This is a genomic window from Bradyrhizobium sp. SHOUNA76, assembly GCF_023006445.1.
In the GTDB taxonomy this organism is placed as follows: Bacteria; Pseudomonadota; Alphaproteobacteria; order Rhizobiales; family Xanthobacteraceae; genus Bradyrhizobium.
Window position 1 is genome coordinate 1 of record NZ_JALBHA010000287.1, and the last position, 8,286, is coordinate 8,286.

Sequence of the window (8,286 nt, forward strand, 5' to 3'; positions counted from 1 at the left end):
CGGCTGGCAGGTGATCTCCTGGGCGCTCCTGCTTGCGCTGCCGCTGATGGTGCCGGTCGCGCTATGGACCTGGCCGCCGGCCTGGAGCGGCGTCAGCGTGCCCGCCTGGATCGGGCTCGCCTACGTCTCGATCTTCAGCATGTTCGTCGGCTTCATCTTCTGGTACCGCGGCCTCGCGACCGGCGGCATCGCGCGAATCGGTCAGCTGCAACAGCTCCAGCCATTCTTCGGTCTTGCGCTCGCGGGCCTGTTGCTGCACGAGCCGGTCGCCTGGAGCATGATTGCCGCAACCGCACTCGTGGTTGCCTGCGTCTTCTTCGCGCGCCGGTTCGCGTGAGGCTTTCGCCTCACGCCTGCCCCATCACCGTCCGCGTCAGCGCGCTCCTTGCAAATTTCTTCAGCGGCATCGGCTTGCCAAACAGAAAGCCCTGCACGAGGTCGAAGCCCAGTTCGTTGGCCGCAACGAGGTCGGAGCGGCTCTCGACCCCCTGGGCGACGCTGCGCGCGCCATAGCTCTGCGCGAGCTCGACGATGTCGCGGCACACCGTCCGCTTCAGCCGATCGTTGCCGCTGCCGGTGACGAACTGCCGGTCGGCCTTCAGCTTGACGAAGGGAAGCTTGTCCAGGCCCATCAGCGCCGGCCAGTTGGCGCCGAGATTGTCGATCGAGAGGCCGATATTGTGCAGGCCGACCTCGCGCGCGACCTCGGTCAGGTGATCGAGATCGCGGATCGCCTCGTCGCTGTCGATCTCGACCGTCAGCCCGCCGAAGGCCGGATGCGTCGGCATGCTGCGGCAGAGATCGCGCACTGCCTGCGGCTCCTTGAGATAAGACGCGGGAAGATTGATCGACAGGTCAACCGGGCTTTGTTGCTCCAGAAGATAGTGCCAGTCCTGCATGGCGCGCCCGATCACGAACTCCGACAGATCGCGCAAATGCGGATCGTGCGGCTCCGGAATGAAATAGGCGGGCGGCACCACGCCCCAGGTCGGATGCCGCATCCGCACCAGCGCCTCGGCGCCGCTGCGGACCAGCGTGCGCGCGTCGATCTTGGGCTGGTACCAGAGCTCAAGCCAGCCGGCATGCAGGGCCTCGCCGACATGCACGGCCGGGCTCGGCGCCGGCTCCTCCGGCAGCAGCATGGCGACGCGTTCGCGCAGCGTTTCCGCGGCAAAGGGCGTCGTCAGCGGCGGCAGCATGGTAAGACCATATTCCTCGCCGACCTGCTGCACGGCCCTGACGATGATCGACTCCCGGGCGCCGACGGTCAGAACCTTGCCGGCAAAAGCCTCCCGCACCAATATTTCGAGGAATCTCCCCGGCTCGATGCCGTCAGTGGCGACGCCGAGCAGGATCAGGTCGGGCAGATCGGTGGCGAGCACCGTCTGCAGTTCGTCCGCGCTGGCGCATTCGCTGGTGACGAAGCCGAGATCCTCCAGCACCTCGCTGAGAAAGGCGCGCAGATGCCGCTTGCTATCGGCCACGCAGGCGCGCGGCGTTACCTTTCGTCGTCCGAAGGTCACAGGCCTTCGTCCGACGAGCTCAACCATCCCATCGTTCATCAACGTCACTCCCGTTCCGTGACGGTTTCTTAAACGCGGAGCGTGGGTTCAAATAAGGAGAGCATCACATCGTTCTTGAATTATCTGAGTAACGTTAAACCCTGCAATTCGAGCTAATTTTTCAACAGTCTGTTCGAAAAGAATTCGCGTACCCGAGCACCGCAGGCGCAACGCCTGCCAGCGCACGCGAAATTTTTCTCGCGCGATGTAACTGGCATCGTGCCCGCCGATGGACGGAGGCGGGCAATGCGAATGTGTGCCCTTTCGAAGCAATGCGGGATCGTCGGAGGATTGACCGGTGGCTTTTTCGAGATGTGCGGCGAGTGCTCGATGACGGGGAACAGGACCGCGTCGTCTTCTTTCCCGCGATGCGCGCATGTTCCGCCTTCGCCCGCGACAGTTCTGCGACAACGCGGCCAGGCCCGCGGCCGGGAATGTGAAGCGCATCACATGCGGGTTGCTGCACTTGCGCTATTGCTCGGCTCAGCCGGTGGTGGGCTGTCGAGGATTGCGACAATGACGACGCGGCGTTTGATGTATTGGTGGTTCAGGGTCGTGATGTCAGGACGATTTCTCGATCGCTTCCTGTGCCTGCCGCGCGCGCATTGACGCGCGCCGCGCGATATCAGGTTTGCCCGATCAATTTGCGGAACGCGGCCGCGCCGTCCTGCATCGCGTCGCGCCCCTTCCAGGCCAGATAAGTCAGCTTGCCGCCGAGCGTGTCATGGCTGCGCAGTCGGCGAGAGCCGAGGATGTGGCCGACATTGGAAGGGAAGCGGCTTACCTCGGCGGACACCAGCGCCGCGATCGCGTCCATCAATTGCTGGAGCCGGATTCCCCATTCGCTGTTTTCGATGCCGTCGATGCGCACCTTGAGCGCATATTCGGTGTCATAGATCTCGGTGAGCAGGTCGCGGGCGACCAGCACCCGGTTGTGCCGGAGCGCGATACGAAGCGCGAGGCGCTTGTCGTCGAGCCGGTCGAGCACCATGGGAACGACGCAGGCATAGGGCGCGGCGGCGACGTCGGCAGGGCTCTTGCTCGCGGCGGCCTTGGTGGCGAGGCGCACCAATTGCCAGGACGTCGCAAGGCGCCTCGCCACCAGCGTCAGAGCGAAGGGCAGTGCCTCGGGATGGGCCTTCTTGAAGGCGTCGAGCTGCGCGGTGATCTGGGCAACCTGGCCGTCGTCGAATCTCGCGATTTTTGCAGGCAGCTTTTCATTGAATTTCGGCAGCGCATCGCCGGCGCGCAGCACATGCTGCATCTTCCTGACGTCGTCGAAGGCGCTGCGCGACGCCGTATACTGCGCGAGCTTGGCCCGCGCGAATTCGGTGCTCTCCGCCGAAGCGAAGGTGCTCTCGAGCACCTTGACGACCTTGGTCTGGAAGGTCGATGCGATCTTCAGGACTTCCTTCGGATTGTTGGCGGCAACCTGGTCGCTGATCGCCTTGATGTAGTCGCGGGCCATGGTCGGCAGCAGGTCGCGGCAGATCCATTCCCAGATCGGGGTGAGGGTGTTGCGCGAGATCCGCCCCATATTGGCGTGCTCGGGCGCGCCGTCGATCAGGAGCAGCTCGAGCGGTGCGAAGAAATAGCGCGACGGGCTGGTGGCGCGCGCCTGGGTCGATCCGTCCTTGCGAAACTCGGCGCGCAAGCGGGACTGGACGTCGGCCGAGCCCGGCATGTCGAGGCCGCACAGCTCGAGCCGCTCCAGCTCACTGAGCAGACAGCTGCGCGACAGCGGCGTCAGCCTCTGCAGGAATTCCGACAGCCGATCGATCTCGTCCATGGCACGCAATCTTTCGCAGCGTGTCCCGCGGGCGTGCGGGCCCAATGCGTGGAGGCATTTGCGCGCTCTCAACCTCCTAAGAGAAGCAAGTCGCCGTTAATTATTCCGTAAAAGCCGGGGGGCGGCCTCGGGCGAAAGCGGCGGTTAAGGAGTTTTCGGACCGTTTGCCGAAGACCTCAGCAGGAAACTCAACCCTTGCGGGATCGGGCGCCGCGCGCCGCAAGCACAAATTGTGCCGACGTCGCCATTTTAGCGCAAAACCGCCGAAATCACCGTAGTCTTACGGAGCAAAAAGTTAACCACAGACCGCCCCCGGTTCCGCTAAATGAGTGACATGGGGTCACAGAATGATACGGCCACCGATTCGCGGCCGTCGGAATGGTACGAAAGCAGCGCTGCTCCAACTGATGAGCTCGATTTCGTCCGCCTGAGCGCCGCCCGGGCCAAGGCGGCCGACGAAATGGCCGCTGCCATTGCCCGCGAGCTCAACGGCCCCCTGACTGCGCTGCTGCTCTACATGGGCGAGATCAAGCATCACAGCGATCAGTTCGCGCCCGTCACCGGCGACCGTGCCTATTTGCAGCGGGTGGTCGAGAACGCGCTGGCACAGACCGAGCGGGTTTGCGGCCTGGTCAAGCAGCTTGCGGGTCGTCACAAGGGTGGCTTGTCGATCCCGTCCAGTGCCGAGGACGCAGAATCGAAGGCCGTCCGCGCCCAGCAAGCCCAGCGCGTGCCGAGTGCCGAACTCCTCGGCCTGTCGGGCCAGAAGCGGCTGACGAAGCGCGAGCGCGAGGTGCTGAGGCTGATCAGCGAGGGATACTCGAACAAGCAGGGTGCGCTTCGGATGCAGATTAGTCCGCGCACGTTCGAGAGCCATCGTGCCGAGGCGATGCGCAAGCTCGGTGCGCGCAACACCGCGGATCTCGTCCGTGCGGCGCTGCTGCATTCGATCGATTGAGGCTGGCGTGTTGCATCGCCGGCAGGCGGTGCGGACAAAGGCCGGAAGATATATCTCGAGAACCCGATCGCGCTCAGAAATAGTCTTCGGCGAAGGGACGCGCGCGCGAGGCGGGACGCAGCGGCTTGATTTCTTCCTTCGGCCCGTTCGGGATAATGGTGATGGTCCAGCGGGGAGGCATGCTCGATTCCTGCTCCAGCACCGAACGCACGAAGCCGGTCACCGTCGACTCGCCAGCCCTCACCGTCGCCATCCGGCCGTTGAACTGTGCGATGCGGAAGCGGCGAACCTCCTTCTGGTCCGCGGTCTCGTAGGTGAACATGGAAACCCTCCTGGTTTCCCGCGACTATCACCACCTATGATTAGCCATCTCTAAAAATCGCCAACCGTAGAAGTACGGCGGGAATGCACGCCGGAGTGGTTAGCGCGGCTCCTGTGCGCGCGCGGCGACATAGGCGGCATCCATCCGGTCCAGGAGATCGCGGAATTCGGCATCGCCGAGCCTCTCTGCCGACCTCTCCAGCGTCAATGCCAGCGCCGCGAGCCTGACATAGCCGAATGTCCCGGCCGCGCTCTTCAGCGAATGCGCTTCGCGCGCGATCCTGGCATGGTGCTGAGCGAGCGAGAGCGTGCGGAACAGTTGCAGGCGTGCGCAGGTCTCGCTCCAGAACACCTCGCGCACTTCGCAGGCACCGTCCTCGCCGATCTCGCGCACCAGCGCTTCGTATGCGCGCGGCTCGCGCGCGGGTTCGGCATCGAGCGCCTTCTGCGCGGGCGCGACGGGGGCTTCAAACATGGCCTGGCCTTGATCACGGGTCATTGTCGCGCGGCAGGTCCCGGCGCGAGGGCACCCCCGTGTCTACGGCATTCGAATTTCAGTTTCGGTAGCAGGACATGAGGTGTTTGCAGGCCGGCATTAGCCTGCGGTTTACCATCGAGCTGCGGTCAGCGCGGGGCGAGCAGCCGGTCGTACTGGGCCTTCACGGTGGCGTAGCATTCGCACGCCGTCTGGCGCAGGCCGTCGAGGTTGACGATCTGGATGTGCCCGCGGCTGTAATGGATGAAATCGGCCTGCTGCAATGTATTGGCGACCAGCGACACGCTGTTGCGCCGCGCCCCGATCATCTGTGCCATGGCCTCCTGGGTCAGCAGCAGCCGGTAGTCACCCGAGAGGTCATGAGTGTGCAACAGGCAGCGTGACAGCCGTGCCTCCACCGGATGGGCGGCGTTGCAGCCCGCGGTCTGCTGGACCTGAGCGTAAACCGCCAGTCCGTGGCGCGTCAGCAACGTGCGCAGAGTGCTGCTTTGGTCGGCGGCGATCCGCAGCCGGTCGAGATCCATGATCGACGCAAGGCCCGGCACCAGCACGACGGCGGTGTTCAACGCGCACGCATCGCCCATGGTCGAGAGCGTCCCGAGCAAGCTGTCGCGGCCGATCATGGCGACCTGCACATGCTCGCCCTTGGCGAGTTTAACCACCAGCGAGATGACGCCGCGGTGAGGAAAATAAGCGCGCTTGAGCGTCTCGCCGGTCTCGACCAGGACGTAGTCATGGGGCAGGTCAACTGTTCGCAGGTGCGGGCGGATCAATTCATAATCGTCCGCCGGCAGTGCGGACAGGAAACCGTTGGATGGGCGCACCATCGTTTCCAAAGCGGCCTCCCCTCTCCTGCACCAGCGGGTCGCGGCAGGTGAAACCCCTTCCTGGGCGAGCAAGTTCCATCATCTTCCCGTCGGGATATATTGGCAATTGGGACAAGATGTCCGCCGGTGGCACATCGGGCGATCGTCCCTGCGGCATCTGTGCACGTCGGCGTGCAGTCGGGCGCGTGGAGTTTCTCGTCACCGCGAGGGTCCCATCAGGCGCATGTGGTGGGCCTTCACCGCCGAATGGCAGCCGCAGGAGGTCGCTTCCAGCGCCCGCAAGTCGAGGATTTCGATCTGGCCGCGTGCGTAGTGAATGATGCCGGCACGCTGAAGCGCATGTGCGACGAGCGAAATAGCGTTGCGCCGTACGCCCATCATCTGCGCCAGCGCTTCCTGCGTCAGCGGGAGAATCCCGCTGTCGGACAGGTCGCGGGCACGCAACAACCAGCGCGCCAGCCGCGCCTCGACGGGATGCAGCGTATTGCAGAGCAGGGACTGCTGAGCATGTGCGAGCAGGGCCTGCTCATGGCGGACCATCAGGCTGCGAAACGGCGCGCTTGCGGCTGCGACTGCCCGGAAAGCCGCGATTTCAAGCACACAAGCCCTGCCGGGAAACAGCACGACAGCGTCTGCCGGCATGATGCCATCGGCCAGCGCTGCGCCGCCGCCCACGACGCTGTCACGGCCCAGCATCGCCACCTCGATCATCTGTCCGTCGGACAGGCCGACCGTGATCGAAACGGAGCCGCTGTGTGGAAAGTAGACATATTTCAGCGCGGTGCCCGCCTCGCCCAAGACAGTTCCCCTGACCATTTCCACTGTCGCGAGATGAGGGCTCAGCAGATCGAAACCTGCCGCATCGAGCATTTGCAGCAACTGATTGGGCGGGTGGCCGCTCGCGGTCATGCAGGTCAATCTGGCGCGTTCGATATTCCGATTGGTGTCGCGCCCGTTCGTCATCCAGTTGCGTGGTGGGGAAATATATTGTAATGGTTGTGGTGATGTCCATATGCCCATTAGAGGGCAGACAGCCTGGGGCATTTGCGGCGGAAATAAGGGTGACGCGCTGATTCGCTTTGCGAGCCTGCGCGTCCGTCCTGCAAGGAGCGCAGGAAAAAGCGGCAAGGGGGCTTTCATGAGCCGGAAGCATTTGCATCCGGGCTGCGATCGGGCGCCGGTCGACCCGCGCATCCTCCTACATCGGACGAGTGCCTACGGACATCCGACGCCGCTACCGATCATGGCGCCACCCATCGTCTTCGTTTTCCCGGCGCCGCCAACGACATTAGCAACCATCCATTTCTCGATCGAAACCGGAGGAGACAGGCGTGCGCCACGGCTCCATGATTGAATTGCCGAAACGGGACGCTCAAATGGGACGAGACGGCCTGCGCCATATTCTCGTTGTCGACGACGACCCGATGGTGTGCATGGCCATCGAGATCTATCTCCAGCGCAACAATTTTCGGGTCACGATCGCCGAGGGAGGTGAAGCCGGACTGCGGGCCCTCGAACACGAACAGTTCGATCTGATGATCATCGACATTTTCATGCCGCATATGCGCGGGTTCGAGTCGATCCGGATCTTCCACGAGCGGGCGCCTGTCATTCCGCTGATCGCGATGTCGGGCTACGCTTTCGCCAATCTGAATTCGCCCGCACCCGATTTCCTCCGGATGGCGCTGGAGCTCGGGGCCGCACGCTGCCTGCGCAAGCCGTTCACGCCGCACGCGCTGCTCGCCGCCATCAATGATTGCCTGGCGGAGCACCGCGACATTGCGTCGGCCGCGCGACTGGGTTAGCGCCGCGCGCGCCGCAGCGGTCACGGGGTAACGGTTCGTTTACCGAAAGCGCGAACTTTGCCGGTCTCGGCGAGCGCGAAATGACGGCGGCGAGGGCGCCCTCGATCGCGGACCGCTTCGTTCAATCCCGCGCAGGCCGTGCCTATCGTCCTTCACGAGCAGGACTTTCTCGTGCGCCCCGCCGCGCCGCTATCGGCGCGTTTACCTCACGCGTCTCGCCGCCGCGGCGCCATGACGGTTTTGCGGAAAAGCGCCCTCGCGTGCAGCCGAAGGGCAAACTTCTCTTCAATATCCGTATTAGCACGGAGGATGAAATTAACGGGACCGTGAAAGGGGATGTCTAACCATCGAAAGAGGGCTTCCGTCGCTTCCAAGCGCGGCCCAGGCGTCGAAGTCCAGCTCAGTAAGGCGTAGCTCATGGATGATCTGTTGCGGGAGTTTCTGACGGAGACCAGCGAGAGCCTGGACACCGTGGACAATCAGCTGGTGAAGTTCGAGCAGGAGCCGAACAACGCCAAGATCCTGGAT

At 63.7% G+C, this 8,286-nt stretch carries 9 protein-coding genes; 3 read left to right on the top strand and 6 right to left on the bottom strand.

Annotated elements, in window-relative coordinates:
• Positions 1 to 337: EamA family transporter (locus MOV74_RS24630; RefSeq protein ID WP_246928453.1), on the top strand; the 337-nt coding region annotated here is incomplete at its 5' end.
• 10 nt (positions 338 to 347) lie between these two features.
• On the opposite strand, the gene MOV74_RS24635 is transcribed toward MOV74_RS24630, so the two are convergent.
• Together MOV74_RS24635 and MOV74_RS24640 are read right to left on the bottom strand one after the other, a co-directional pair.
• Entirely contained in the window at positions 348 to 1,562 is a 1,215-nt protein-coding gene (locus MOV74_RS24635; RefSeq protein WP_246928455.1) for an EAL domain-containing protein, read from the bottom strand.
• Positions 1,563 to 2,187: 625 nt separating this feature from the next.
• On the bottom strand, positions 2,188 to 3,351 hold the full coding sequence (locus MOV74_RS24640; RefSeq protein ID WP_246928457.1) for a hypothetical protein: 1,164 nt from the start codon (positions 3,349 to 3,351) through the stop codon (positions 2,188 to 2,190).
• A 334-nt stretch (positions 3,352 to 3,685) separates the two neighbouring features.
• Here MOV74_RS24640 and MOV74_RS24645 point away from each other — a divergent pair, with 334 nt between their 5' ends.
• Entirely contained in the window at positions 3,686 to 4,309 is a 624-nt protein-coding gene (locus MOV74_RS24645) for a helix-turn-helix transcriptional regulator (protein ID WP_246928459.1), read from the top strand.
• Positions 4,310 to 4,382: 73 nt separating this feature from the next.
• On the opposite strand, the gene MOV74_RS24650 is transcribed toward MOV74_RS24645, so the two are convergent.
• The 4 genes from MOV74_RS24650 to MOV74_RS24665 form a co-directional block, all read right to left on the bottom strand.
• Positions 4,383 to 4,631, bottom strand: a complete 249-nt coding sequence (locus tag MOV74_RS24650; protein WP_246928461.1) for a hypothetical protein — start codon at positions 4,629 to 4,631, stop codon at positions 4,383 to 4,385.
• 99 nt (positions 4,632 to 4,730) lie between these two features.
• Positions 4,731 to 5,105, bottom strand: a complete 375-nt coding sequence (locus MOV74_RS24655) for an Hpt domain-containing protein (protein WP_246928463.1) — start codon at positions 5,103 to 5,105, stop codon at positions 4,731 to 4,733.
• A 149-nt stretch (positions 5,106 to 5,254) separates the two neighbouring features.
• Complete coding sequence (locus MOV74_RS24660) at positions 5,255 to 5,953, bottom strand: Crp/Fnr family transcriptional regulator (protein ID WP_246928482.1); 699 nt, start codon at positions 5,951 to 5,953, stop codon at positions 5,255 to 5,257.
• 198 nt (positions 5,954 to 6,151) lie between these two features.
• On the bottom strand, positions 6,152 to 6,862 hold the full coding sequence (locus tag MOV74_RS24665; protein ID WP_246928484.1) for a Crp/Fnr family transcriptional regulator: 711 nt from the start codon (positions 6,860 to 6,862) through the stop codon (positions 6,152 to 6,154).
• Between the two features lie 467 nt (positions 6,863 to 7,329).
• Here MOV74_RS24665 and MOV74_RS24670 point away from each other — a divergent pair, with 467 nt between their 5' ends.
• Positions 7,330 to 7,758, top strand: coding sequence for a response regulator (locus MOV74_RS24670; protein ID WP_246928473.1), 429 nt, complete (start codon positions 7,330 to 7,332; stop codon positions 7,756 to 7,758).
• Positions 7,759 to 8,286: the final 528 nt, after the last annotated feature.